This window comes from Anaerobacillus alkalidiazotrophicus (genome assembly GCF_001866055.1).
In genome coordinates this window covers 321,468-347,938 of the sequence record NZ_MLQS01000001.1, presented here as the reverse complement: position 1 = coordinate 347,938, position 26,471 = coordinate 321,468, and the positions used below count along the sequence as shown (strand labels likewise).

Here is a 26,471-nt window from a genome sequence, read left to right as displayed (position 1 = left end):
GCAGGTGAAACAATGTATCCACTATTCAACCCTAATTATATCGAGACGAAATTCTTATTTTTAACAGGAAAAGGTGGGGTAGGTAAAACATCGACGGCTTGTGCAGCAGCGGTAGCATTAGCAGATCGAGGCGAAAAAGTACTATTAATTAGTACCGATCCTGCTTCTAATTTACAAGATGTATTTAATATCGAATTAACGAGTATACCGAGAGCTATTCCTGAGGTTGAGAATTTATATGTTAGTAATATCGATCCTGAAGCTTCGGCAAAAGCCTATCGCGAAAAAATGGTAGGCCCGTATCGTGATAAATTGCCTGCAGCTGTTGTGGTTACAATGGAAGAGCAGTTATCAGGTGCTTGTACAGTTGAAATTGCTGCATTTGATGAATTTACGGGTTTTCTTACTAAAAGCGAGATTGTCGATCAGTACGATCATATTATTTTTGATACAGCTCCAACAGGCCATACGTTACGACTATTACAATTACCAACGGCTTGGAATGGATTTTTAGAAGAAAGTACACACGGAGCTTCTTGTTTGGGTCCATTATCGGGGCTTGCAGATAAAAAGGATTTATATGCAAAGGCGGTATCTGCCTTATCTGATGTGGCGAGAACAACGTTAATTCTTGTTTCAAGACCTGAAAGTTCATCCCTAATAGAAGCGGATCGTGCTTCCCGAGAATTAAAAGAGATCGGCATCAATAATCAAATACTCATTGTCAATGGCCTCCTACAGGAGCATAACGAAAGTGATGAAGTGGCGTCAACCTTTTATATGCGTCAAAGTGAGGCTTTAAGGAAGATACCAGAGAATTTAAAACAAACTAAGATATACTCATTACCGTATGTACCATACTCGTTAACAGGAATAGAGAATTTACGTAGTATTTTTAAGCCGTATAAAGCGAAAGTAATTGAAGCGAATGTTGAACAAAAGGAGATAAACCTTCCAGGGTTAAAGGCAGTAGTCGATGACTTTTCTGATAAAGGCACGAAGCTGATATTCACCATGGGTAAGGGAGGCGTAGGTAAAACAACGATTGCATCAGCGATCGCTGTTGGATTAGTCGAAAAAGGACATCGTGTCCATTTAACGACGACCGACCCTGCGGCGCATTTAGAATATCAATTCCAATCTGAACAGCAGAATGAGAGATTAACGATTAGCAGTATAGATCCTGAGGTAGAAGTTGAAAAATATAAAGCAAAAGTGCTGGAACAATCAAGTAAGGATTTAGATGAAGAAGGCCTTGCTTATTTAAAAGAGGATCTAGAATCGCCTTGTACAGAAGAGATTGCTATTTTTCAAGCTTTCGCAGAAGTGGTGGCCAAATCAGAAAATGAAGTGGTTGTCATTGATACGGCGCCAACAGGGCATACGTTACTATTATTAGATGCTTCCGAATCTTATAGCAAGGAAATAGCAAGATCAACAGGGGAAGTTCCTGAAAGTGCCAAAAACCTTTTGCCACAAATTAGAAATCCAAAAGAAACGGCTGTAGTCATTGTAACGCTTGCAGAGGCAACACCTGTTCTAGAAGCTTCAAGGTTACAAGATGACCTGAGACGTGCTAGTATTCATCCGAAATGGTGGGTGATTAATCAAAGTCTATATGCAACAAATACAACTGATCCGATATTAAAAGGAAAAGCATTAGCCGAGCAAGAATGGATCCAAGAAGTACATGATAAGCTGGCAGATAATGCTGCGCTTATTCCTTGGTTCCATGAGGAAAAAATAGGTTATAACAGCCTAAAAGATTTTATTAATTAAAATAGGAATAATTACAGAAGTGCAAAAGGAGAATGAATGTAATGACAGCAAAAAATTACCATGAATTATTTAAAAATAGGATTTATATTGGTGGAGCAGACGATGTTAATGAGCTACTTAGTAATGAAGAAGTTGATCTTGTGTTTGACTTAAGGGCAGAGGCGCCAGCAGAAGAAACAAACTATAATCGCGTGCACAGTCCAATCGTTGATGATGCAGCAAACCAAGATGAATCCGTTAAGAAATCCATTGAACAAGTAGTTAAGGCTTATAATGAGGGGAAAAATATTTATTTTCATTGCCAGGGCGGTAGTAACCGTACAGGAACAGTAGCAATTGGCACACTATTAAGTTTGGGTAAAGCTGATACAATAGAAAAAGCTGAAGAAATAGCCCAAACGGCAAGGCCGAAAATTAATGTGAAACCTGAGATGAAGGAGACATTAAAAAGGCTCTTTCCCAACTCTTAAATTAAAAACCGCACAATCCGGGCGTATAAAAAGCACGAATGAAGAATTTGACGGAAAATATAGTTTAGGAGAGGTATATCTACAGTGAAATGAATTATAGAATAAAATTCGTAACAAACTCCTTTACTGCATAGTACAACGATATGCGCAATAAGATAAGGTTACTTCTTAGATTATATTATCGACGATACGAAGGTGTAGATTTGTTGCTAAAACGATTTGGTGTCTGCCTGCGATAAAGCTTTACTTTACCGGGGCAGACACCTTTTTTCAGTTTCTAATTTACGTTCGATAGCTTTTTCGATATTGGCCTGGAGTAATTCCAGTAATTTTCTTAAAGATTACAGGGAAATTGGCTGGATGTTCATATCCCGTTTTATCTGCAATTTGTGCAATTTGTTCATCGCTTTCTCTGAGCAATCGTTTCGCTTCTCGTAAACGAATAATTTGCAAATACTCTTTGTATTGAAAGCCTGTAATTTTCTTAAATGTGTGACTTAAATAAGATGGACTAATATAGAAGTGTTTTGCGACCTTTTCTAGCGTGATTTTCATATGATAATGATCGTTCAAGTAAGTTGATATTTCCGATATTTTCTGGTGCATCGGATGCAGTGAGGAGAGTTTCTCTATATTTTCTTTTATCCCACGCTTAAGGGGCAAGTAAGACCCCCACCTCAAAACGTAAGAAAATCGAGAAGTTTAGGTGGGGGATAAACTGCCCCTAAAGGTCCGATAAGTTGAACTAACAATCAGTGGGGGATGAAGGAAAACCCCCACTGATTGAAGTTCAGCTTTATTGAATCTCGATGCATATGAATGAGCAGTTGGGTTAAGAGTGCTTCGGCATAAGTTTCTTAAGCAACCTGTTTTGTCTCACACTCACGTATTAATTTTTGAAGCAGTTCTTCAACTATTGCCTGCATGTTAACGGAAAAGCGAATTAATGTAGCTCCGCAAATCTCTTTCAATAAGGGTACGTGGCCTGTTGACAACTGTGTCGTAAGGAACTCACCAGTAAAGTTAACTAGAATTCGTTCACACATAAGTACTTCTGAGCTCGTCGTACGGTGAACATCGTTTGGGTAGATGAAGATCATGTCCCCCTTACGAGCGGTATAGACCGTTACACCTATAAGGTACTATATCTACTTGAGTAAAAAAACCAAATTCATAATTATGAACTTGGTTTTTTATATACTCTGTTAGGGTAGCTCATTTTCAAGAATGTACTCCCTTTAAGTTTCTATTACACTCTTATGCGAGTCTTATCTTAAAATCTTGATAGTCAAATTGTTTTGCAATGTAACAATTTCCATCTTTACCTTTAACGGCAATAGCTGGTAATGGCATTCCATTAAACGTGGTGTTTTTCACCATTGAGTAGATGGCCATATCACCAAAAACTAAGCGATCACCACTTTTTAATGGCTGATCGAAGGAATAATCGCCGATAACATCTCCTGCAAGACAAGTTTGACCACCAAGTCGATACGTAAATGGCTTTTCACCAACTTCGCCTGAACCGAAAAGCGGTGGGCGGTAAGGCATTTCTAGAACATCTGGCATGTGACAAGATGCAGAAGTATCTAAAATGGCAATCTCCATTTTATTTTGAAGCGTATCAAGTACTGTTGTAATTAAGTATCCTGCATTGAGAGCAACTGCTTCTCCTGGCTCAAGATATACGACTAAACCATACTTTTCTTGCATTCTTTTAATACATTTTTCTAACAATGGGATATCATAATCTTCTCTTGTAATATGATGCCCTCCACCAAAGTTAATCCATTCCATTTGTGAGAGCCATGGACCAAACTTTTCTTCGACTGCATTTAGAGTTACTTCTAAATCGTCCGAGTTTTGTTGACATAGTGTGTGAAAATGCAATCCTGATACACCGTCTAACAAGTCAGGGCGAAAATGCTCGATCGTCACACCAAAGCGAGACCCAGGTGAACATGGATTATAGATGTCATGCCCTTCTTGAGTGGAGCATTCAGGATTAATGCGCAAGCCCACTTTTCTACCAGCTTGTAAAGCCTTGTCCTTAAACTTATCAAGTTGAGAAAATGAATTAAAGATAATGTGGTCACAAATTGAGATAATCTCATCAATTTCATCATCACGATAGGCAGGGGCAAAGACATGATTTTCTTTACACATTTCCTCGTGACCTAGGCGAGCCTCGAATAAGCCGCTAGCTGTTGTTCCATTTAAATACTCTCCAATGAGAGGATACATTTTAGACATGGAAAATGCTTTTTGTGCTAAAACAATTTTACATCCTGTACGTTTCATAACTCCATTAAGGATTTTTAAATTTTTTTCCAAAAGACCTTCATCAACTACATAACACGGTGTCGGTAATTCTTCAAACCGCATCTTAACGAACGTACTCCGGATCTAACTTTTTTACAGGCTCATTATCTACAAGCTCTGGGTTATGATCTTCTTGCCATGGTAAGCCCCATTTGTTTAAAGCATCCATGAAAGGATCTGGATCGAATTCCTCGATGTTATAAACGCCTGGTTTACTCCATGTTCCATTCATAATCATCATTGCACCGATCATTGCAGGAACTCCAGTTGTATAGGAAATAGCTTGTGAGCCCACTTCTTTATAGCATTCTTGATGGTCGCAAACATTGTATACATAATAAGTTTTTTCTTTTCCGTCTTTTTTCCCTTTAAAGATACAACCGATATTTGTTTTTCCAACTGTTCTTGGTCCAAGTGAAGCAGGATCAGGTAATACAGCTTTCAGGAATTGAAGTGGAATAATTTGCTTCCCTTCGTATTCAATCGGCTCAATTGAAGTCATTCCAACATTTTCAAGACATTTAAGGTGAGTTAAGTAGCTTTGACCAAATGTCATGAAGAAACGGATACGTTTAATTCCAGGAATGTTCACAGCAAGCGACTCTAACTCTTCATGGTATAATAAATACATATCTTTTTCCCCAACTTCTGGGAAGTTGTAAACTCGTTTGATTTCCATTGGCTCAGTCTCAATCCACTTACCGTTTTCCCAGTAACGTCCATTTGCAGAAACTTCGCGAATATTAATTTCAGGATTGAAGTTTGTTGCAAATGGATAGCCATGATCTCCACCATTACAATCAAGAATATCAATATATTCAATCTCATCAAAATGATGCTTTAAGGCATAGGCTGAAAATACCCCTGTTACACCTGGATCAAAGCCGCTACCTAAAAGAGCAGTAATTCCAGCTTTCTCAAAGCGCTCACGGTAATCCCATTGCCATTTATATTCAAATTTTGCTGTATCTTCCGGTTCGTAATTGGCAGTGTCTAAATAATGAGTTTTAGTCGCAAGGCAAGCATCCATAATTGTTAAATCTTGATAAGGTAAAGCTAAGTTCATTACTATATCTGGTTTAACCTCTTCAATTAAGGCAATTAACTCATCAACATTATTTGCATCAACTTGAGCAGTTGTAATTTTCGTTTTTCCACCATCTAATTTTGCTTTTAAGTCATCACATTTTGATTTTGTACGACTCGCGATACAAATCTCTTCAAATACCTCACTGTTTTGAACACATTTGTGGATAGTTACTGATGCTACTCCACCACAACCAATAATAAGTGCTTTTCCCATTCTTATCTCTCCTTACTAAATAGATTTTGCAACCTTGAGAGGTGGTGCATACAACCTATATTAGGTAGTTAGCAATTCTTTGTTAAAATATCCCCTCAAAAAGATTTTTTAAAACAAAAAAGCAAGTGCAAACGCATAATGCGCACAACACTTGCTTTAGATATAATTTTCAATATAAAAAAGCATCAATATATTTAGGATACAAGGTCATAAATATAATAACAAATTCCTAGAACTTTTCATTAGGAAACTAGCTCTTAAATATTCAAAAAATATCAGTACGAGATCAGAGTTTATATAGCAAATAATTACTGTTATCACTCTTATTGATCGTTTCACAAGTTGTGTGCCTATATGCACTGGTTGTAAAGTAACCAACTTATAAAATTTGAGCTTTTAACTCAATCAATAAAGCAACTAAGTTGCCAATCGGCATTTGACCCGGCTGTCCGTATGGCCTTAACTTCTTGATGGAAGTGGTCAAAATTATCTGCTTGGAAATACATGATATTTTTTAAATATTAGTTTTCCAAATAATGCTCCTTTAGATTAACATAAATTATACAGATTTCAATAGTAAAATAAAATTTTTTTTGAGATGAAAATATTGAAATGATAAAGCTTAAAGTTTAATAAATCTAGGTTTGTTCCGGATGGTGACAATAATGTAAATAAAAGGAAGGTGATGGAGGTACACTAGTGAATTTTGAATTACATATTCTTAAATGAACTAAGTGGAACATCAGTAGTTAGTCGTGTTTACAAGTTAAGTGGCGTAGTAGTGAAAATACCAATCCTTGATGAACTAACTATTGAAGTGGATGAAACAAAAAATTATACACAAATTCCGGAAAGGCTCAGCGCTTCATTTTGGTAAATTTTACTACTGAGAGCAAAAGAAATATAATATCGTTGGCGTTCTTTAGGACAGAGATACCGCTATTATTAAAATATTGTCACTTTATTAATCTTCTCGGTCACCAGGTCCGTTATTCATATTAACTGTAAGAAAATATTAATAAATCTATCTAATAAAGGATCTGGTCTCTCGGTTATTTTTATCACAACACTTTATCGGAAGGTCGCTATTTGAAGGGATGTCGTTAAGTTTTCGTTGTTGGATATTGCATTCAAATGAGTCTCTTTTTTGTCATTTCTGTGGTGGTCTTTTTAAAAAGGAGTATCAAAATTAAGTTCCATTCATAAAAAACTAACAAAATTGGACAAAATATGAATAGCTTTTTAAGTAAAGCACCATTCGCTAAATATAGGGCGGTAACAAATAGTTGACAAGCTATTGATACAATGGTATTTTTTATTTTATTCCGATTGAAATACTATGAAATCAAGAGAGAAAGAGGCGTTTGAAAATGAAGAAAATTATAACTTTATTGTTTATACTACTGATGACGGTGGTAATAGTAGCTTGTGGTCCCGCTGAAGAGACACCAAACGAAGAGGAAACTAACGATATACAAACGGAAACAGAGAGTGAAGAAGCACGCGATACTGCGTGGGCAGATATAGAAGCAGCTGGAAAGATGATTGTAGGAACTTCAGGTACGTATAATCCTATTACATATTATGATGAGAACAATAATCTAACTGGTTTTGATGTTGAATTGATTAGAGAGATGGCTAACAGATTAGGTGTAGAAGTTGAATTCAATACAATGTCCTTTGATGGAATTTTACCTGCATTACGTAATGGACAAATCCACATTGCAGCTAATGATTTTGCAATAACAGAAGAACGTAAAGAGACATTTGATTTTGTACTTCCACACAAATATTCTTATGGCTCTGCGATTGTTCGAGTGGAAGATGTAGATAAATTTGAATCAGCGCACGATCTTGAAGGTGTGAAAGTTGCATTAGGATCGTTAACAAGTAACTATGCAGTGTTTGCAGATAATATTGGAGCAGACGGTGTGGCATATGATGGTGGAGTCGATGCTATTCTTCGAGATATTATTAATGGAAACCGTGATGCTTATTTAAATGATCGCTTAGTACTGCATCGTACATTAGAAGGATTTGGTGATGACCGCCTGGCGGTTGCAGAAAATGTAAAATATCACGCAACAGAAAGTGCGATCATTATGTTAAAAGGAAACCTTACTTTGAAAGAACGTCTTGATGAGGTAATAGAAGAATTACTTGAAGATGGTACAGTAAAAGAGTTATCGGAACAATTTCTAGGAGAAGACGTATCTCAACCATTAGATAAATCGGAAATTATTGGATTAGATGGTAAGTTATAAATAGTAGAAGTACAAGGAGATTTTCCTTGTATTTCTTTTTCAATTTTAAGTGGTTTGGGAAAGGAGGAGAAAAGTTGTTTGAATGGTTTAATGAAATTAAATGGGAACATTTATATGATCCTAAACTTGCATGGGAATCATTACCGTTTTTATTTGAAGGTTTAAAATATACATTATATATTGCACTATTTAGTATGTTCTTTGCATTAATATTAGGTGTTTTAATAGGAATTGCTCGCATGTCTAAGTTCTTGTTTCTTCGCTGGCCAGCAAGGATTTATATTTCCTTTATGCGTGGTACTCCATTACTTGTTTTTCTTTTTATTCTTTATTATGGTTTTCCAGTACTTGGTATTAATTTTAGTAGTCCAATTATAGCAGGGATTATCGGAATTAGTATGAACTTCGCTGCCTATAACGCTGAAGTCGTACGTTCTGCCATTATGTCAGTGCCTAGAGGACAGTGGGAAGCAGCTGCTTCTTTACAGATGGGGTATGTACAGACACTTCGAAGAATCATCATCCCTCAAGCTACTCGAATAGCTTTACCACCAACATTTAGTATCTTCATGGATGTTGTAAAAGGAACGTCATTAGCCTCGGTAATAACTGTACAAGAGTTATTATATAGTGCAAGACTTGTGTCAGGACGTACATTTGAGAGTATGACGATGTATACGACTGCTGCTCTTATTTACTGGGTCGTCTGTATTGTAATCGGTTATTTCCAGGAAAGATTAGAAAAACGATACAATCGCTATTTGAGTAAAAGGTAAATGAAGGGAGCTTTTTATGATTACTGTTTCAAATTTAAATAAAAAATTTGACGATCTGACTGTTTTAGAGTCTATTAACTTCTCAGTCAAAAAAGGTGAGGTAGTTTGTCTGATCGGTCCTTCTGGTTCTGGAAAAACAACTTTACTACGTTGTCTAAATTTATTAGAAATACCAAATGCAGGATCGATTATGATTGGCGACAAAACTGTTTCGTTTGGAAAGAAGGCGCCTTCGAAAAAAGATACGCGTGAACTAAGGAATTTCTCGGGAATGGTGTTTCAAGGATTTCATCTTTTTCCACATAAAACGGTTATCGAAAACATTATAGAAGCACCGTTAATTGTAAAGAAAAAAAAGAAAGAGGAATTAATTAGAGAGGGAGAAGCATTACTTAAAAAGGTAGGAATGTTCGAGCACCGTGACAAATATCCTGATTCACTTTCAGGAGGACAACAACAACGAACAGCTATTGCTCGAGCGCTCATGATGAAGCCAGAGGTTATGCTTTTTGATGAACCAACCTCAGCCCTTGACCCTCAGCTTGTTGGTGAAGTTCTCAGAGTTATTGAAGATTTAGCAAAAGAAGGTCAGACTATGGTTATTGTGACGCATGAAATGAGTTTTGCTCGTCGGATTGCAGATAAGGTGCTGTTTATGGATGGCGGCTACATTGTTGAAGAGGGAAGTGCTAAGCAAGTTCTTGAACAACCATCAGAAGAGCAAACAAAGAAGTTTTTACAAATGATAGAAGATGAATAAATCTTTACCATTCGTGTTAAGTTCTAAGAATGTTGGTTTATAAATACAAAATCCTTACGATCAGCATTGACTGATTGTAAGGATTTGTTTTTTCTAAGAGTACATTTTACTTCTCCGTTATACTTCTTTATTTCCAACAATCCCATAAAAGAAAATATTCGTAATATCTTCAGTTAAAGGTAATATTTTCTGATACACTTCTTCTTTCTGAATATATTCTTTTAACATATGCACATAAAATAAAATTGCTTCATTTGAAAGGTTAGGGTCGACATATCCTTGCTCCTTACCTTCTTCAAATAATCTTAAAAAGTAAGGGATCGCCTTTTCATTATATAGCTTTTCAATATCATTTCCCTCTGTATACTCCTTCATCATATATTGATAAAATTCTTCGTGAATTTGACTAGCTGCCTCTTTTTTATTAAAAATGATTTTCTTTACTTTTTCAGGGAAAGGTAGTTTCGCCTCGATAATGTTTTCAAAGTCAACGACTGCTTTATTGATATAAAAATTGAATACTTCATGAATTAATTTATGTTTGCTTTCAAAGTAATTATAAATAGTAACTTGAGAAACGGTTGCTTCTTTAGCAATTTCAACAATGGAAACTTTTTGGATACCATGTTTCATAAATAAAGCTAATGCCGCTTCTAAAATATTTCGTTTCTTTAGTTCTCTTCGTCGTTGAAACCCGTCCATTTATTTCACCTCTAGTTTATTTTAATAAAAATTATGTAATAAGACAAATGAAATAGTTCATAAACTATTGTCAAAGGAGTTTGTTTTGTATATTATGAAATATATAAGTTAAAATATTTCATAACTTTCAAGTCTTAATTGCAAATTAAACAAAATCTTCCAGCAAACAAAAAGTTTGATGGAAAAGAGGAGGCTTTCTAATGACCATTTTACAAACAACAAATCTAACAAAGAAGTTTGGTAAATGTAAGGCACTAAATGGTGTAAATATGGAAGTGAACAAAGGAGAGGTATTTGGTTTTATTGGGCCAAATGGAGCTGGGAAATCGACAACCATTCGGATATTACTTGGGATTTTGAAGGCAACCGGGGGAGAAGCAAAAATATTTGGTAAGGATGCCTGGAAAGATGCGGTTGAAATTCATAAGCGTATTTCGTACGTACCAGGTGATGTGACACTATGGCCGAATTTAACGGGTGGAGAAGTTATTGATTTATTTACGAAGTTACGAGGGGGAAACAATAAAAGTCGCCGCGAGGAACTCATTCAAAAATTTGATTTAGACCCATCTAAAAAGTGTCGAACCTATTCTAAAGGCAATCGACAAAAAGTTGCTTTAGTTGCAGCCTTCTCATCGGATGCGGATTTATATATATTAGATGAGCCTACATCTGGACTTGATCCACTAATGGAAAAGGTATTTCATGAATGTATCATGGATGCTAAACAAGAAGGGAAAAGTGTCTTACTTTCTAGTCATATTTTATCTGAAGTAGAAAAACTGTGCGACAAAGTAGGTATTATACGTCAAGGTAAAATCATTGAGTCAGGAACGTTAAAAGAATTACGTCACTTAACGAGAACAAATTTGATTGTGGAAACAAAGCAACAGTTAACCGGTCTAAACGGTTTAAAAGGGATTTATGATATTGAAAGGATAGAACAAGCCTTATCATTTCAAGTAGATCCAGAAGAATTAGACGTTGTGATGAAATATGTGAGTCAGTTCGGGTTAGTTAGATTAGAAAGTTCACCTCCGAAATTAGAAGATTTATTTATGCGTCATTATGAAGGGCCAAATCATAATTCTCATACAGGAGTGGGTGAAGCTTAATGTGGAAGCAGTTCTACACTCAAACAGGAAGGCTGTCTTATTTCATTTTAAGACGTGATCGAATTCGTATTCCTATTTGGTTACTTTCGCTAACCTTAGTCACATTTCTTACTGCAAATGCTTTTACTGGACTATACCAAACAGAAGCAGAGCGTCAGATTGTTGCTGAGACAATGAGAAATCCGGCTATGACAGCAATGGTTGGACCAGGATTTGGTTTAGACAATTATACCGAAGGTGCGATGATGGCTCATCAAATGTTGTTATTTACTGCAATTGTTGTAGCGATTATGAGTATTTTACTCGTAACACGACATACGCGAAATGATGAAGAAGAAGGTCGGATCGAATTAATTCGTTCTCTTCCAGTTGGGAGGTTATCAAATTTAAGTGCACCAGTGATTGTATTATTTATAGTAAACGTTATTTTGACCTTATTGATTGGTTTTGGTTTGTATTCATTAGGAATAGAAAGTATGGATCTACAAGGATCCCTCCTTTATGGGGCAGCATTAGGAGCAACTGGAATTTTCTTCACTTCTATTACTGCATTGTTTGCCCAACTTTCGTCAACTACGAGAGGAACGATTGGTTATGCCTTTACCTTATTAATGATTGCTTACTTAATTCGGGCCGTCGGGGATGTTAGTAATGAGATACTTTCGTGGTTCTCGCCTCTTGGTTGGATTTTGCAAACCCAGGTGTATGTTAATAATGATTGGTGGCCGATAATTTTTACAGTAGTCATAGCACTTCTAGTGGTGGGAGTTGCATTTTATTTGAACGCCAACCGTGATTTAGGTGCTGGCTTATTACCAACAAAACCAGGTAGAAAATATGCGTCACGCTTCTTAAAAAGTTCAATTGGTTTACCTTTTAGACTTCAGCGAACCGGAATTATTGCATGGGCAATTGGAATGTTCATATTAGGAACGTCTTACGGATCTGTATTAGGTGATTTGGAAACATTTCTTGAAAGTAACGAAATGCTAAGAGAGATGTTACAAGCGGTAGAAGGATTATCGTTAACAGAACAATATTTAACAATGCTAATGTCGGTAATCGCAATGCTATGTACGATCCCTGCTTTAATGTTTATATTAAAGCTGAAAGGTGAGGAGAAAAGAGGACACCTTGAACATATCCTTGCTCGTTCGGTATCCCGTACAAAAATAATGGGAAGCTATTTTTTCATTTCATTTGTGTTTGGCTCAATGATGCTAGTCCTCGCAGTAATTGGCCTTTGGATAGCTGCAACAGGAGTAATGGATGATCCGCTTTCATTTGAAACGTTATTTGGAGCTGGGATGGTTTATTTACCAGCGATGTGGGTGATGATTGGGGTAGCTGTCTTGCTTGTTGGACTTTTCCCATCATTAACAGGGATAAGTTGGCTATATTTAGGTTATTCATTCTTTATCGTTTATTTAGGGGGATTACTTCAGTTTCCAGAGTGGCTGGGAAAAGCATCTCCATTTGGCCATGTACCAAAACTCCCAGTAGAAGATTTTGACTTTTTAAAAGTCTTAGTGTTAACAATTGTCGCACTTGCTCTCGCTTTACTTGGATTTTTAGGATATAATAAGCGTGATATCGACGGATAATAATGAGAAAAAGCACATTCTAAGTAAGAAAAGAATGTGCTTTTTGTATACTTTTATAGGGAGGTAAATTTGTGAAAGAGTTATTTCAGACTAACCGTGACCAATTTATAAAATTTATTAATTATTTAAAGGATTTAATTTTCATTATGGAAGTGATAAGTGAACGTGACTTTCGTTATATAATTGTGAACGATGCAGCAAAAAAAGTACTTACTGTCCCAAATATTATAGGTTTAAAAATAGAAGACGTTGTTTCGAAGCAAGATGCTAAATTTTTAATCGAAAAGTATCGAGAAGTGGTAATAAATAAAAAAGAAAACAACTTTGTTGCACGATATCAAAAAGATAAGTATGGTGAAACGGTTCTAAGTCCTATTTTTAATGAAGAAAACGATGTCGCTTATATCATTGGCGTTACACGTGATATTACTGCTCGGCACCTTTACGAAGAAAAAATTCGTCATTTGGCCTTTTATGATTCGTTAACAGGACTTCCTAATAGAGAGTTATTTAATAGAGATATTAATCGTGCAATAGAAAATGCAAATAGACGAAAAAGTAAATTGGCAATGCTTTATATTGATTGTGATAATTTGAAGCCGGTTAATGATCAATATGGGCATGATGTAGGAGATCAATTTTTAATAGAGGTAGCAAAAAGGTTACAAAGAAGTGTGAGAATTAATGACAGTGTAGCTCGTATAGGTGGCGATGAATTTACTATTTTGTTATCAGAAATTAATAACAATGAAGATATTCTCAAAATTGTTCATAGAATTTATAGTACAATGAAAAGAGATTGGATTTATGCAAACATAAAGGTTGATATACACATTAGTTTAGGTATTGCTGTCTTTCCAACTCATGCAAAAGAAACAGATAGATTATTAAAAAAAGCGGATATGGCTCTATATAAAGCTAAGCAATGTGGCGGTAATTGTTATTGTTTTTCTGATGGATAATTATATACAGAAAGATTTTGTATAGATTAATATGAAAAGGTTTGATGTTATGAAAAATGTTGATCATGAGTATTTATTACAATCTTTAATAAAGCAAAATGAAGTATTAGAAAAAATCTCTCAAGGGGTAGACCTTATTCATGTACTTGAAACAATAATTTTAAGTATAGAAGACATATTCAGTGACGTAGTGTGTTCGATCCTTTTTTTTGATGATAAACAAAAAATATTAAAGAATGCTATCGGGCCAAGTCTACCTGAGGAATACTTAGCTTCATTAAATAAAGGGGTAAAAATAGGGCCAAATGAGGGCTCTTGTGGAACAGCAGCGTTCTTTGGTGAAAAAGTGATTGTTTCAGATATTTCTTTAGATCCACTATGGAGTAAATATAGAGATTTCACATTATCTTTTGGATTGAGATCTTGTTCGTCAAGACCAATACATTCTCCAGAAAAAAAACTGTTGGGAACATTTGCATTATATTACTCAAGACCATATCAACCGTCCATGAGTGAAATTGATGTACTTGAAAGATTTACATACTTAGCAGGGATTGCGATGGAAAGGCAAAAAGTTGAGCAAAAACGTGAAAAGTATGAGTTAATGGCTGAAAATATTACAGAGTTACTTCTAATTTTAGATTCGAAAGGGTACATAACCTATGCATCGCCTTCTTTTAAAACAACATTAGGATATGATCCAGAAGAGCTCCTTGGGAAGTATACATTCGACTATTTACCATTAAATGATGTTAAATTTCTTTCAGAGGAATTTGGGAAAATTGTAAAAGAAAAAGCCAATGATTTCAAAATAATTAATATTATGAATAGAGATGGAAAGTACATACCAATTGAAGTGACAGGCGTCCCCGTGTTGGAAAAAAGCGGTGAGGTTAAAAATGTTGTTATGGTTGGTCGGGATATTCAAGAAAGAAAAATAATTGAACAAGCATTGAAAGAAAGTGAAGAAAGATATCGAATATTGGTCGACTCATCACCAGATGCCATACTTGTTCACGATAATGGAGAGATTGTCTATACGAATAAATCTGGAGCTACTCTTATCGGCGTCGATAACCCTAGTATAATTTTAGGAAAATCTATCTATTCATATATTGATCCAAAAGACCATCCAATTATTATTAATAGATTAAAACAGTATTATGTTGGAGAGGCGAAAATGCTAGATCCGGTTGAAATAAAAGTTTTCAAATGTAATGGTGAAAGCGTAGACATTGAAATTACCTCTCGTGTGGTTATTTATGAAGGGAAAAATTGTGTTCAATCTATTGCCAGAAATATTACAGATAGAAAAAAGAACGAAGAAAAAATTAAATTTTTGGCCTATCACGATCATTTAACAAAGTTACCTAATCGTTTTTATTTTAATGAATTAATTCAAAAGCAACTTGATAATATGAAACTAGTAAAACAAAAAATGGCTATTTTATTTTTCGATCTTGATAACTTTAAACAATTAAATGAATCTCTTGGACATTCTATGGCTGACAATGTTCTAAAAAGAGTTTCCGAGAAAATTAGTAAATGCATATCAACTGATGCTATTATAGCAAGAGTTTCTGGAGATGAGTTTTCAATTTTACTTCCTAATATAGAAAATATCGAGCAAGTAGAAGTTATTTCAAGAAAGATATTATCTGTTTGTAACGAAGAAGTTTCTATAGAAGGACGTAGTATAAAGACACCAGTAAGTATTGGTGTTAGCATTTATCCTTCTCATGGGAAAGATCGCGAGGAATTGGTGAGGAATGCTAACTTAGCAATGGACACTGCTAAACAGAAAGGTAAAAATAATTTTCAATTATATACTGAAGAGATTAAGGAAAAGTTTGTTAGAAAAAGAAAACTAGCTGAAGATTTGAAATATGCGATCGCTAATCATCAATTTTTTATTTGTTATCAACCGATCATCAATACAATCAAAAATATAGTATGTTCTGTTGAAGCATTATTACGTTGGAAACATCCAAACGAAGGTATGATTTCACCAGGCGAGTTTATTCCGATATCTGAAGATAATGGGGCGATTATTCCAATAGGAGAATGGGTTTTAAGAACTGCTTGCTTACAAGTAAAACAATGGCAAAAACGAGGTTATTGTGATTTAGTATTAAAGGTTAATTTGTCAGTTCGGCAGTTTGAACAAGAAAATTTTGTAGAGATGATTGCCAATGTACTAAAGGATACGAATTTTAATCCACAATTATTAGAATTAGAAATTACCGAGAGTATTTTAATGTTAAATACACAGCATACAATAGAAATACTAAATAAGCTAAAAAAGTTACATGTTAAGATTTCACTTGATGACTTTGGTAAAGGCTTCTCTTCACTCTCATATTTAACCGATTTTTCTTTTGATGTATTAAAAATTGATCGTTCGTTTGTACAGAAGATTTTAATAGATAATAAATCGGCTGCAATCGTTAATACTGTCATCAGTTTAGCGCATCAATTAAATCTACGAGTCGTTGCTGAAGGAGTAGAAACTGAGGAACAATTCAAGTTTTTAGTAAACAACCAATGTGAGGAAGTTCAAGGTTTCTTCATTAGTCACCCTTTACCAGTAGAAGATTTTGAACGGCTATATTTTACCTGAATAGTATGTTTGAGAAACCCTTGCTGAATAACTAATTTTATTCAGCAAGGGTTTAATGTTTGTATAGCGTCATCGATTATACCCAGTATTACTTGTTCCAATCAAAATTTATTTCTCGTAAAAAGGCCCTTGCTAGAATCATGTGGCCAGTAGCGGTAGGGTGGACACGGTCCCATGCCAATGAAGAAGAGTAAAGATTCCTCAAGATATCATTGAAAGCCGCTTGTGTATCGACGAAAATACAATTGAATTCTTCAGCTATTTGCTTTACAACTAAACCATATTGATCCATTGCCCGACGCATGGCGTCTTGTTCATTACTTTCTATGTAAAAAGGTGCCATCAGTACAATCCCTTTTACATGAGGACTTGTCTCTTTTATCAGTTTTCGTAAGGTTTCCTCATATTCATCGATGTATACGTGCCAATCTTTAATGAATGGTGTATCATATTGCCGCCAAACATCATTTATTCCAATCATAATGGATAACCAATCAGGTTGTTGCTTTAGTACATCAGTTTTCCATCTTTTTTCTAAGTCACGAACAGTGTTTCCATTAACACCTTTATTAACAATTCTAATGCCTAACTCTGGATAAACTGACTGTAAGAGTGCATCAATATTAGATACATAACCTTTGCCTAACGCTCCGAATAGTCCTTCTCCTTCTGGTTTAACACGTTCACAATCTGTAACCGAATCGCCAATAAACAATAATTTTTGACCTTGTTGAAGCTTCATTGTACCTCACCTTCCTAAATGGAATTATTTATCAATAGTTAAACGGAAAAATACATATTCATATCAAAAACAAAAAAGCGTAGAGACGACTTCTTCGTCTTCATTAATGATTTTTTTATTGCCCATTAGGAACTCTCCTTTTAAATAAAAAGTATATTAATAGTATAAAATGATGGCACTCAAAATAGTAGAGTTAAATAATAATACGATTATTTTTACAGGAAATTTTCGCTTCTTACCATTCAAAAAATCCTTACTTATCAAAGCTGATAGTAAGGATTTTCCATAAATTTTGAACTTAGAATACTGCTAGTGCAAGCGCGCGACTTCAATTATTGCTTGAAATCCTTCTTTGATTAGTTTCATGCAGTTATGACATTAATCGTTTCTCTCCAGTGATAGCTTGGATAGGTTGAATATTTTGAGTGAATTCTACTGTTCCTCTATACGTACCATTTTTATCTCGAACTGCAAAGTAACGGATGTATACAAATTTATTATGGAAATTAATCCAGAAATCTTCAACGTCTTTTTTACCAGACTTAAAATCGTCCAATAATGCATTTACAATATGAGCGCTTTGTGGTGGATGACAGTTTTGTACTGTTCTACCAATAATCGACTTAGTACGGTGGAAAATTCGCTCCTTACCGTGTGAAAAGTATCGTACTACATCATTTTCGTCAATAAATGTAATATCTATAGGGAGGTGATTCATCATTAATTCCAATTGGTCTAAAGATAAAATTCCAGTCTCTAGTTGAACTACTCCTTCTTTCATAAACGATTGATCTAATAAATTTGCTCGCTCAGGTTGCCAGGGTTCTGGTAGGTCAATAAATGTGTAGCCAATCACGTCACCCTCGCGTTCAATCTTAAGCCATTCATCTTCTGTTAACTTTTCCATAGACATCGGTAATAAAATATTTTCTTCTTTATAAACCATTTCTGAAACTTCTTCGATAATAAATTCTAGGTTTGCTATGAGTTCTTCTAATTGGCATGTGTCATCATTGAGTTGATTACGTGCTTCTTTGATTGCTGCTCGTATTTTATCATCGACACCCCACATTACTTTCGTTGGTCCAAAAATACCGACTTTCTCTAAATATGGAAAAAGTAAATTTTCTTTACGGCTATAGTGATTATCTATTTCTAGGAGTTCCGTTAAATCATGAAAAAGTTTTTCTTTATTTTCATCACTTTGATCACGTTGATATTGATCCTTATGAAGACTAAGTTTGAAATTAACGAATTTATCAATTTCTCGATTTTCCTTAAAAAATGTGTGTACAGGGTGTCCTGGTTTAGTTCCAAGAGCTTCATCGCTGTGAATTTCTTCAATAGAACCTTTGAAAACTTCTGTATGGACCGAACAAAGGCGTTGAACCTCTTCTACAGAAATACCTTCCTCGATCATTAAGGCTTGCTCCATTTGAGAAATTTCATTGACACTTACTTTATCAATGGCCTGTTGAAACCGTTCTTTTACTTCATCTACATTTTTTCCGTCGTGTAATTCTTTTATGATCTCTTTTAATAGTTTTTGTCTTTGAGATTGATTTAACTCCTGTTTTTCACGGTTATTTATCATTTCACTCATTTAATTCAACTCCCTTAATCGATGATTTTAAATCCATGACTTGTTAAATGCTCTTTTACTTTTTCTAAAGGGATCTTCATAGTACGGCATCCTTTTGGAATAGTCATAATTTTCCCCATGGATTGAAGCATCCCTGGTTTTGTAATATTTACAAAGCCTAATTCTTTCATTAATTCAATTAATTCTGGATAGGCGGTACACAGTTGATATATAGATTTTTTTAAAGATATTTCTTTCATAACTTGTTCACCTCTTAGTAAAAAAGTGCGAATGATTTTTATTCTCAACTGTATTTTAACACGAAGGAGAATGCTTATACGGTGATATAAATCACTAAATTTAAGAAAATCGAATAACAAAAAACCAAGCGAACGAGTTCGCTTGGTTTTCCCTTAATGACTGTGTACGTCGTTATCTTTTCCATTGTTAATTAGCCATTCGGCGATCAGATAAGATTCTCCCTCATTAACAAGACCATCTGGCATCATCCCGCTTCCTTTTAGAATGATCTCTGACACTTCATCAACGGTAATTTTATCTGAAAGGTTTTTTAGGCTTGGACCACCGCCACCCTCTAGATTACCACCATGGCAAGAGGAACAAGCTTGTTGATATAACCCCTCTGCAGTAACAGTATCTGAGTCATTTTGTACTTGTTGTAAACCAAATGCATGATAAGGTACAAATTGGATTTCGTGAGGGGGACCTTCAGAAGGCATTTCTGCAAGTAATTCCCCAGTTTCAGTATCCCAAATTTGCACTCCACTTACCGGTCTTCCACCAATTAAATAAGGATAACGTTCTGTAGACATTCCATGATTTAATGTCCACAATTCCTTCCCGTCTGGACTTACAGCCATATGTGCTGGAATAATCGTTCCAGTTTGGTTCCAGACAACATCATGAGTCGTTGTGTTTACCTTATAGATTTGATGCCCACCAGTTGTTACGTATCCAAATTCGCCATCTGGACTAAAAGAGATATGAATTGGACGATTTTCAAATTGAATGTGATTTGTAATTTCAAGTGTTTCTACATCAATTACTACTATAGTGTTATCGCCACCAACGGCAACCCATACTGTTTTTCCATCTGGTGTTAAATTAACACCGTGTACTTTTCCCTCGGTTTCACCAACGATGATTTCTTTAATGATTTCGTTTGTTTTCCAATCAAACACCACGACTTTACTTTCTGTGTTAACAGTAGCGAAAAGGTAAGGTGTGTCAATAACGATGCCATCCCAATACATTGTTGGTGTAATATAATCTGCACCTTCACCAACATGTAAAGTGTCAACTTCTTTTTGTAATTTAATATCAACGATAGAGATTGTACCACTTCGATCATTTGCTACGTACAAAAATTTTTCATCAGGAGAAAGTGCTGCATGATGTCCACCCTTACCAACCGGTGTTCTCCATATTTCTTTTAATGTTTTTGTATCATAGGCTAGTACATACGAAGGCTCATCATAGTCAAACCAATTAACAGTAAAGAACATGGAAAAGTCATTCGTAAATGTCATGGCATGAACATCGTGTAAATTAGGATAATATTCTGGAATTGTTCTCTCAAGCTTTGGACCACCTGTATCGATAGCTGTCACCAATTTTCGATACTTAGCATCAAAAATTAATATTTTATTACTAGCTCCACCAGCAACGACAGCAAAGTATTCGCTTCCATAAGTTCCGCCTGCAATTAGTAGATCAAGTGAATGATCTTCTGATACTTCAGGAGTCGTATGAGGATCAGCTGTTTCTTCTGTCTTTTCTTCATTCGTACATGCAGTTAATAGTAATAAAAGCAAACTACTGATTAATAGTAATCTTTTTCTCATTAAAATGACTCCTTTAATAAATATTTTCTTATTAAAAATATTTTAACAAAATAAATAAATATAAGTTATTTATTTATGTGACACTTAAGTGAAATAATAAATTACAGTGGAAAAATAAGGACTTTAAACTCTATAAAAAAATAAAGGTTTGTTCATACTATGTTCATTTAGACATGTTACTATAGACAAGAATTAATTTATCCCACTTTTATGGGGCGGTAACACCCCCACCTTAAAACTTAAGGAAATCGAAAAGTTTAGGTGGGGGATTAACAGCTCCTAAAGGTCCGTTATAGAATAACTAACAATCAGTGGGGATGAAAGAAACCCCCGACTGATTAAAGTTCAGCTTTATTTGATATTGATTAAGATTTTTATTATAAACGGAGGGTTACTAAATGGCTTTAACGAAAGAAAAAGGATCTGTTTTTCTATTTGCATTAATGTTAGTTTTAGTAGGTTGTAGTACTAATGGTAGTACATTGGCAGAGGAAAAAGACGAACCAGCTCGCTTCCCTGTTGAGATTAGTCAGATTGAAATGGGAACACTTACTAGTCAGTTAAGTCTTTCTGGGAATGTTATGGCAAGTAAGCAACTACCGGTTCTCCCAATGGTAGCTGGTGAAGTGAAAGCCGTTCATGTAAAAAATGGGGATATTGTTGAACGAGGAGATATTATTATTGAAATAGATGTATCGGATATCGAACTTAGTCTTTCTCAAGCTCGCGCAGGTTTAGAGGCAGCTGAAGTGAATTTAAATGGAACTAAGGCGATGAGAGAACAAAGTATACGTCAGGCACAAATGCAATTAAATCAAGCAAAAGAACTTTATAAGATGCTTAATGAGGCAGAAGATATCGATATTGAACTTGAAAACGTACCTGAAGAGTTTCACGACATTTTTCATCGTTTAATACAAAGTAATATGCCTACAGAAGCAGATAAAAAACAAGCTAAAACAGCTGTAGAACAAGCGGAAATGGCATTAGCGCAAGCAAAGAGAACAGAACAAGTTGATGCAGCAAGTGCTTCAGTTAAGCAAGCAAACCTGTCTGTAGAAATGGCTGAAAAACAAAAGAAACATGCTGTTGTTAGAGCACCAATCGGGGGACAAATTAGCAATTTTAATACGAGTGTTGGAGCAATGGTTTCTCCTCAAGCCCCACTTTTACAAGTAGTTCAAATGGATGAACCTGTCGTTCACCTAAACGTTAATGAATCGATGTTAGCAAATCTTGAGGTAGATCAAGAAGTTGGTGTATATATTAGATCAAATAACGAGGAGTATGATGGGCGTATTACCTATATTGGTATTATGCCTACCGAACAGTCACGTGCTTATCCTGTAGAAATCGCTATTTTAAACCCAGAAGAAAAATTAAGAGTAGGAATGCTTGCCGAAGTATTGATTACTCCTTCAATGGTTAATCAGGAAGTACTTGTCCATGTTGATGCAGTTATGTATGAAAAAGATGAGAGTATCGTTTATGTGACTGCTGATGGAGAAAGTGTAGAAAGACGTGTCATAACAATTGGAAATGAAACTTCAGAATGGATCAGTGTTGAAAGTGGCTTAGAAGTAGGAGAATTCGTAGTAATTCGAGGCATTCATCAACTGTACGATGAAGCGTTAATTAATATCCGCAACGATATCGGTCAATCTTTTGGAGAAAAAATAGAAGAACCACTAGAAAGTGAAGATAAAGAGTCTAGTAGTGAAAACGAGGTATAACGCGCAAATTCGGAGGTACGTAAATGAGACTAATAAATGAATCGGTTAAACGGCCGGTTGGTGTAGTTATCATCGCGCTCGTCATGATTATGTTAGGTGTGGTGTCTTTATCTGGTTTAAAAGTAGATTTAATGCCAGATTTAGATTTGCCAATTGCAGCTGTTTCAACCCCATATAATGGTGCAGCTCCACAAGAGGTCGAGAGTTTGGTTACTAGGCCACTAGAAGGAGTGTTAAGCGCTACAGAAGGTCTAACAACCATCCAGTCCATTTCAACGCAAAATCAATCATTGATTTTGTTAATGTTTGATTTTAATACTGATTTGGATAGTGTTATGCTTGATCTCCGTGACCGTATAGATATGGTTCGTCCGATGTTACCAGATGGTGCCGGAACACCTTCTGCAATGCGATTTGATCCGAACCAAATGCCAATTATGCAAATTGGTGTTTCAGCAGAAATGGACTTAACGAGGCTTACTTATATTGCAGAGGACAATATTGTCCCTCGTATCGAGCGTATTCCAGGTGTAGCTTCTGTCAATTTAACCGGTGGCCAAGAAAGAGAAGTTATTGTTGAACCAGACTTGGTATTAATGCAAAGATACGGTTTAACAATTGCTCAAGTTGCACAGATGATTGGTGGAGAAAACATTAGTGCACCTGCGGGTGAGCTTACCCGTGGTGGCCAAGAAATGCCGTTACGAATTGTAGGAGAATTTCGTACGATATCAGACATTGAGAATATTAATATTCCCCTAAGAACAGGACAAACTCTTAAGTTGTCTGATATAGCTGAAGTGAAGGATACGTTTAAGGAACAGTCGTCGTATGCCTATGTTAATGGTAAACCTACATTAAACATTGATATTTCAAAGCAGGCTGATGCGAATACCGTTGAGGTTGCTGATGCGGTATCGAAGGAACTAGATAATCTTCAACAAAATTTAACACAAGGTGTAACACTCACTAAAATTATGGATTCTTCGATGTTTATTAAAGAATCTATTAATAGTGTTACTATGAACATGCTTCTTGGTGGAGCGATGGCTATTCTTGTTCTTTTAGCATTTTTGAGAAGTATAAGAAGTACGCTAATCATTGGGTTATCAATTCCGATCGCTATTATTTCTGCTTTTACCTTACTTTATTTTGCCGGTGAAACAATTAATATTATTACCTTAGGTGGCCTGGCGCTAGGTATTGGTTTGTTAGTTGATAGCTCGATAGTCATTTTAGAGAATATCTATAAATTTCGAGAAAGAGGCTATAGTAGAGTTGAATCTGCAATAAAAGGTGCTTCTGAAGTATCTTCTGCGGTAATTGCTTCGACGATGACTAGCTTAGTTGTTTTTCTTCCGATCGTTTTCACTCAAGGAATTGCGGCTGAAATATTTATGCCATTAGCTCTAACTGTTGGGTTTACTTTGATTGCATCATTAATTGTTGCATTAACGATTGTTCCAATGTTGTCAGGACTTTTGTTACCAGAGATAAAGGTCGACGAAGAGCCTAAAGGATTTAGGAAAATTGGTGCAGGCTTCGGACGTTTTATTGAAGGAATAACTAAACGTTATCGAAAAATTTTAAGATGGTCCATTCATCATAAAAAAACAATTGTGTTTGGTACAATGTTTTTACTGATTGCTAGTTTAGGTACTGTTAGATTAGTAGGTCTTGAATTGATGCCCGCATTTGATCAAGGGGAGATTTCAGCAAGCTTTGAAGTTCCACCTGGGACATCAATTGAAGGTAAGCTAGAAGCTGTAAAGGAGATAGAAGAATTCTTACTAGACACCGGCGTAACTGAAGTCGTGCAAACGTCTATTGGCGGTGGCGGCATGATGGGTATGGGTGGAGGCTCGAGTGATGGTAATTTCTTTATTCGGCTTATACCAGCGAATGAGAGAAGTATTACGACTAATCAATTAATTGAAGTATTTAGAGATTTTACTGAGACGCTTCCTACTATTGATGTCAATGTTAGATCGTTTGAAAGTGATGGAATGGGTGGAAATCCGATTGATATCGAAGTAAGGGGGGATGAGCTTGAGACTCTAAAACTAATAGCAGATGATATTAGAGATATTATTAGTGAAGTACCAGGCACATCAAATGTCACCCATTCGATGGGAGAAACAAGGCCAGAAATGCAGATTGTTGTTGATCGAGATGTTGCGAGACAACACGGATTATCTTATGCAGAAGTTATGGATACGGTCAGAAGTAGTGTTAGTGGACAAGTAGCTTCACTTATGCGTAGAGAAGGGCAAGAAGTAAGTATTAAAGTTATTTTACCTGATCAATATCGCGAGAATTTTACTGATTTGCAAAACTTACCGATACTAACGCCTACAGGTGACCTTGTTCCCCTCTCTGAAATAGCTGATTTTATACAAGCAGAAGGGCCAACAGTTATTACACGACAAAATCAGACTCGTGGGGTTTCGGTTAGTGGTGACATTATGGACCGAGATTTAGGTAGTGTCATTGCAGAAATTGAAGCAGAGTTAGATCAATATATATTCCCTGAAGGATATGATTATCATACAGGTGGGGAATATGAAATGATGATGGATGCATTTGTTGATTTAGCCCTTGCATTAGTCCTAGCCATTTTTCTTGTTTATGCAGTGATGGCTTTCCAATTTGAAAAAGTATTATATCCTTTTATTGTAATGTTTAGTTTGCCAGCGACGTTTATCGGGATTATGGTAGGCTTTCTATTAACAAACAGACCGTTAAGTGCGCCAGCTTTTATTGGGATTATTATGTTAGCTGGAATTGTAGTTAATAACGCGATCATTCTCGTTGATTATATTAATAAGTTAAGAGAGCGGGGCTTGACTAGAGAAGAAGCTATTTTGGAAGCAGGTCCAACAAGGTTACGCCCAATCCTTATGACAATGTTAACAACTGTTTTAGCTATGTTGCCACTGGCGATTGGAATTGGAGAAGGTGCAGAACTTCAAGCACCGATGGCAACTGTTATTGTATTTGGATTAACATTCTCTACAATAATTACTTTAGTGCTAGTACCTGTCATTTATATCTATACCGATAGTTTTACAAACTGGTGGAAAGGTTTATTTTCTCGTAAGAAAGACGACAGTGATGCAGAGGTTTCGTAATAGAAGTTAATTTTTACAAGGGTACAAATGGTGGTAATAGCATTTGTGCTCTATTTTTATGTTTGGGATTTTGGAAGATTATAATAAAGCTAAGGACAAATTAAGTAACAAGTATAGAAAGTCGCGCATAAAAAGAGTCGGCTCGAGCAGAAACAAGGGCGAATCGCGCACAACCGAGAAGAAAACGCGCATAAAAAAAGCCGAATCGCGCACAAATTTGTGAAAACGCGCATAAAAAGAGTCGGATCGAGCAGAAACAAGGGCGAATCGCGCACAATCGANAAGAAAACGCGCATAAAATGGCCNNCGCGCANAAATTTGTGAAAACGCGCATAAAAAAAGCCNAATCGNGCAGAAACAAGGNCGAANCGCGCANAANCGANNAGAAAACGCGCACAAAATGNCCANCGCGCACAAATTTGTGAAAACGCGCATAAAAAAAGCCGAATCGCGCATAAAACATCAATTTGAGTTCGGTGAGATTATGCAAGAAACAGTGGAAAAGATAAGACCGTATATACCCGAACCGAATAACAACCCTGTTGAAAAAATTAAAAAACAAAAATTAAGAATGTTGTAAACGTTTAGCAATAGCTGTAGATTTCTCTAGGATAACGATATGCGGTTGGTAATTTATCTTTTATACAGGATGAGATGGAAATTGAAGCGCAAGCCAAATAGAAAACCACGATTTCTAGTAATGATCATCAAATTCTTGTTAATCGTAATAGAAAAAAGAAA

Annotated in this window: 21 protein-coding genes; 12 read left to right on the top strand and 9 right to left on the bottom strand. The window is 35.7% G+C overall.

All coding sequences use genetic code 11. The features are described 5' to 3' along the window. Positions 1 to 12: 12 nt before the first annotated feature. Both arsA and BKP45_RS01545 read left to right on the top strand, forming a co-directional pair. Complete coding sequence (gene arsA, locus BKP45_RS01550; protein ID WP_071388096.1) at positions 13 to 1,779, top strand: arsenical pump-driving ATPase; 1,767 nt, start codon at positions 13 to 15, stop codon at positions 1,777 to 1,779. A gap of 41 nt (positions 1,780 to 1,820) precedes the next feature. After that, the gene (locus BKP45_RS01545) at positions 1,821 to 2,249 is read left to right on the top strand and encodes a protein-tyrosine phosphatase family protein (RefSeq protein WP_071388095.1); all 429 of its coding nucleotides are present in this window, start codon (positions 1,821 to 1,823) and stop codon (positions 2,247 to 2,249) included. A 282-nt stretch (positions 2,250 to 2,531) separates the two neighbouring features. On the opposite strand, the gene BKP45_RS01540 is transcribed toward BKP45_RS01545, so the two are convergent. The 4 genes from BKP45_RS01540 to BKP45_RS01525 all read right to left on the bottom strand — a co-directional run bounded on the left by BKP45_RS01540 (position 2,532) and on the right by BKP45_RS01525 (position 5,874). Next, the gene (locus BKP45_RS01540; protein ID WP_071388094.1) at positions 2,532 to 2,912 is read right to left on the bottom strand and encodes a helix-turn-helix transcriptional regulator; all 381 of its coding nucleotides are present in this window, start codon (positions 2,910 to 2,912) and stop codon (positions 2,532 to 2,534) included. Between the two features lie 194 nt (positions 2,913 to 3,106). Further along, a complete protein-coding gene (locus tag BKP45_RS01535) occupies positions 3,107 to 3,349 on the bottom strand; it encodes a hypothetical protein (RefSeq protein ID WP_071388093.1) in 243 nt (80 codons plus the stop codon). 157 nt (positions 3,350 to 3,506) lie between these two features. Further along, a complete protein-coding gene (nspC, locus tag BKP45_RS01530) occupies positions 3,507 to 4,634 on the bottom strand; it encodes a carboxynorspermidine decarboxylase (protein ID WP_071388092.1) in 1,128 nt (375 codons plus the stop codon). 1 nt (position 4,635) lies between these two features. Next, positions 4,636 to 5,874 carry a saccharopine dehydrogenase family protein gene (locus BKP45_RS01525; RefSeq protein WP_071388091.1) on the bottom strand — a complete coding sequence of 413 codons (1,239 nt, stop codon included), beginning with the start codon at positions 5,872 to 5,874 and terminating at the stop codon, positions 4,636 to 4,638. Between the two features lie 706 nt (positions 5,875 to 6,580). Here BKP45_RS01525 and BKP45_RS22330 point away from each other — a divergent pair. The 4 genes from BKP45_RS22330 to BKP45_RS01510 all read left to right on the top strand — a co-directional run bounded on the left by BKP45_RS22330 (position 6,581) and on the right by BKP45_RS01510 (position 9,674). After that, positions 6,581 to 6,751 carry a hypothetical protein gene (locus BKP45_RS22330; protein ID WP_169824043.1) on the top strand — a complete coding sequence of 57 codons (171 nt, stop codon included), beginning with the start codon at positions 6,581 to 6,583 and terminating at the stop codon, positions 6,749 to 6,751. A gap of 493 nt (positions 6,752 to 7,244) precedes the next feature. Then, positions 7,245 to 8,138, top strand: a complete 894-nt coding sequence (locus tag BKP45_RS01520) for a transporter substrate-binding domain-containing protein (protein ID WP_071388090.1) — start codon at positions 7,245 to 7,247, stop codon at positions 8,136 to 8,138. Between the two features lie 74 nt (positions 8,139 to 8,212). After that, positions 8,213 to 8,914, top strand: coding sequence for an amino acid ABC transporter permease (locus BKP45_RS01515; RefSeq protein WP_071389009.1), 702 nt, complete (start codon positions 8,213 to 8,215; stop codon positions 8,912 to 8,914). 16 nt (positions 8,915 to 8,930) lie between these two features. Further along, positions 8,931 to 9,674 carry an amino acid ABC transporter ATP-binding protein gene (locus BKP45_RS01510; protein ID WP_071388089.1) on the top strand — a complete coding sequence of 248 codons (744 nt, stop codon included), beginning with the start codon at positions 8,931 to 8,933 and terminating at the stop codon, positions 9,672 to 9,674. 117 nt (positions 9,675 to 9,791) lie between these two features. Here BKP45_RS01510 and BKP45_RS01505 read toward each other — a convergent pair whose 3' ends face one another. Beyond that, complete coding sequence (locus tag BKP45_RS01505; RefSeq protein ID WP_071388088.1) at positions 9,792 to 10,376, bottom strand: TetR/AcrR family transcriptional regulator; 585 nt, start codon at positions 10,374 to 10,376, stop codon at positions 9,792 to 9,794. Between the two features lie 200 nt (positions 10,377 to 10,576). Here BKP45_RS01505 and BKP45_RS01500 point away from each other — a divergent pair, with 200 nt between their 5' ends. From BKP45_RS01500 to BKP45_RS01485, 4 genes are all read left to right on the top strand, one after another. Further along, complete coding sequence (locus BKP45_RS01500; RefSeq protein ID WP_071388087.1) at positions 10,577 to 11,491, top strand: ABC transporter ATP-binding protein; 915 nt, start codon at positions 10,577 to 10,579, stop codon at positions 11,489 to 11,491. Continuing rightward, the gene (locus BKP45_RS01495; protein WP_071388086.1) at positions 11,491 to 13,095 is read left to right on the top strand and encodes an ABC transporter permease; all 1,605 of its coding nucleotides are present in this window, start codon (positions 11,491 to 11,493) and stop codon (positions 13,093 to 13,095) included. The genes BKP45_RS01500 and BKP45_RS01495 overlap by 1 nt, the downstream gene beginning before the upstream one ends. A gap of 71 nt (positions 13,096 to 13,166) precedes the next feature. Then, a complete protein-coding gene (locus BKP45_RS01490; protein WP_071388085.1) occupies positions 13,167 to 14,057 on the top strand; it encodes a sensor domain-containing diguanylate cyclase in 891 nt (296 codons plus the stop codon). Positions 14,058 to 14,106: 49 nt separating this feature from the next. Next, entirely contained in the window at positions 14,107 to 16,677 is a 2,571-nt protein-coding gene (locus BKP45_RS01485; protein WP_071388084.1) for a sensor domain-containing phosphodiesterase, read from the top strand. 88 nt (positions 16,678 to 16,765) lie between these two features. Here BKP45_RS01485 and BKP45_RS01480 read toward each other — a convergent pair whose 3' ends face one another. From BKP45_RS01480 to BKP45_RS01465, 4 genes are all read right to left on the bottom strand, one after another. Then, the gene (locus BKP45_RS01480; RefSeq protein WP_071388083.1) at positions 16,766 to 17,419 is read right to left on the bottom strand and encodes an SGNH/GDSL hydrolase family protein; all 654 of its coding nucleotides are present in this window, start codon (positions 17,417 to 17,419) and stop codon (positions 16,766 to 16,768) included. A gap of 370 nt (positions 17,420 to 17,789) precedes the next feature. Next, entirely contained in the window at positions 17,790 to 19,022 is a 1,233-nt protein-coding gene (locus BKP45_RS01475; RefSeq protein ID WP_071388082.1) for a DUF438 domain-containing protein, read from the bottom strand. Positions 19,023 to 19,036: 14 nt separating this feature from the next. Then, positions 19,037 to 19,261: a DUF1858 domain-containing protein gene (locus BKP45_RS01470; protein WP_071388081.1), complete on the bottom strand. Its 225-nt coding sequence runs from the start codon at positions 19,259 to 19,261 to the stop codon at positions 19,037 to 19,039. A gap of 153 nt (positions 19,262 to 19,414) precedes the next feature. Beyond that, the gene (locus BKP45_RS01465; RefSeq protein ID WP_071388080.1) at positions 19,415 to 20,866 is read right to left on the bottom strand and encodes a beta-propeller fold lactonase family protein; all 1,452 of its coding nucleotides are present in this window, start codon (positions 20,864 to 20,866) and stop codon (positions 19,415 to 19,417) included. Positions 20,867 to 21,264: 398 nt separating this feature from the next. Between BKP45_RS01465 and BKP45_RS01460 the strand changes: the two genes are divergently transcribed. Together BKP45_RS01460 and BKP45_RS01455 are read left to right on the top strand one after the other, a co-directional pair. Next, positions 21,265 to 22,599, top strand: coding sequence for an efflux RND transporter periplasmic adaptor subunit (locus BKP45_RS01460; protein WP_071388079.1), 1,335 nt, complete (start codon positions 21,265 to 21,267; stop codon positions 22,597 to 22,599). Between the two features lie 23 nt (positions 22,600 to 22,622). Further along, positions 22,623 to 25,730, top strand: coding sequence for an efflux RND transporter permease subunit (locus BKP45_RS01455; RefSeq protein WP_071388078.1), 3,108 nt, complete (start codon positions 22,623 to 22,625; stop codon positions 25,728 to 25,730). Positions 25,731 to 26,471 lie beyond the last annotated feature (741 nt).